This window comes from Mesorhizobium sp. M0862 (assembly GCF_040319795.1).
Classification (GTDB): domain Bacteria; phylum Pseudomonadota; class Alphaproteobacteria; order Rhizobiales; family Rhizobiaceae; genus Mesorhizobium.
Genome location: NZ_JAMYOJ010000055.1, coordinates 1 through 1,506 on the forward strand (window position 1 = coordinate 1; position 1,506 = coordinate 1,506).

1 protein-coding gene is annotated in these 1,506 nt (G+C 62.0%); it reads left to right on the forward strand.

The window, feature by feature from the left end:
• Positions 1 to 234: 234 nt before the first annotated feature.
• The coding region (locus NKI15_RS31890; RefSeq protein ID WP_352888179.1) for a KUP/HAK/KT family potassium transporter at positions 235 to 1,506 on the forward strand (1,272 nt) is incomplete at its 3' end.

Genomic DNA, 1,506 nt, shown 5'->3' on the forward strand with positions numbered 1-1,506 from the left:
ATCGGGCTCGCCCGCTCGGCGGCCGATGCGACGGAGTATTTCCAGATCCCGACCGGACGTGTGGTCGAGATCGGCACGCAGGTGGCGATCTGAGGTTTCCGGCAGCCTTTGACGCCACGCACCGGTCATTGCGGGGCAAGCCCTGCGCTGGGAACATGGTAGCCCTACCGTCACGGCACTTGATATTGCATCGCAGCAAGCGTAGAGCACCGCGCGCTTATCGGAGTGTCGTCCATGGCCCTTACCAATGCTGGTATTGAGGCAGAACCCGTCGAACAATCGAGCCATCCCGAAATCGAACAGCACAGCACCAAAGTTCTGATGCTGGGCGCGCTCGGCGTGGTCTATGGCGACATCGGCACCAGCCCGATCTACGCCTTCCGGGAAGCGCTTGTTGCGTCCTCCGGCGGCGAAATCGCCGAGCGCGGCGATATTCTGGGCGTGCTGTCGCTGATCATCTGGTCGTTGACGATTATCGTCACCATCAAATACATCATGTTTGTGCTCAGAGCCGACAACCGAGGCGAGGGCGGCGTGCTGTCGCTGATGGCGCTGGCGCGCGGCAGTTTCCCGACCCGCTCGGCGATCATCCTGGCCATCGGTATTGTCGGCGCGTCATTGTTCTTCGGTGACGCCGTCATCACGCCGGCAATCTCGGTGCTTTCGGCGGTTGAAGGCATGAATGTCGTTACCCCGACCTTCCAGCCCTACGTCGTGCCGCTGACGCTGGTCATCCTGGCGATCCTGTTTTCGGTGCAGCGCTTCGGGACCGGCGGTGTGGCGCTGATCTTCGGGCCGATCACGGCGGTCTGGTTCCTGGCTATCGGTCTTTCGGGCTTGAACCACATCATCGCCGATCCCGAAATCCTGTGGGCGGTCAGCCCGCACTACATCGTCGCCTTCCTGATCAATTCGCCCGATGTCGCCTTCGTCACCATCGGCGCCATCTTCCTCGCCGTCACCGGCGCCGAAGCGCTTTATGCCGATCTCGGCCATTTCGGCCGCAAGCCCATCGTGCTCGCCTGGCTGGCCATCGTGTTTCCCTGCCTACTGCTAAACTATGCCGGGCAGGGCGCTTTCGTGCTGGCGAAGAACGGTCACGTCGGCCATCCATTCTTCGAGATGAACGAAGGCTGGACGCTGATCCCGATGGTGGTATTGGCAACCGCGGCGACGGTCATCGCCAGCCAGGCGGTCATATCGGGCGCCTTCTCGCTGACCAGGCAGGCGGTGCAGCTCAATATGCTGCCGCGCCTCGAAATCCTGCACACGTCGGAACGGCAGTCGGGCCAGATCTACATGCCGCGCGTCAATGTTTTGCTGGCGTTGGCGGTGATGTTGCTGGTCGTCGGTTTCGGCGAATCGAGCAAGCTCGCCTCCGCCTATGGCATCTCGGTGACCGGCAACATGTTGGTGACGACGGTGCTGCTGTTCGTCGTCATGACCCGCATCTGGAAATGGCGGCTGTGGGTGGCGGTCGCCATGACGGCGCTGTTCGGCTTCATC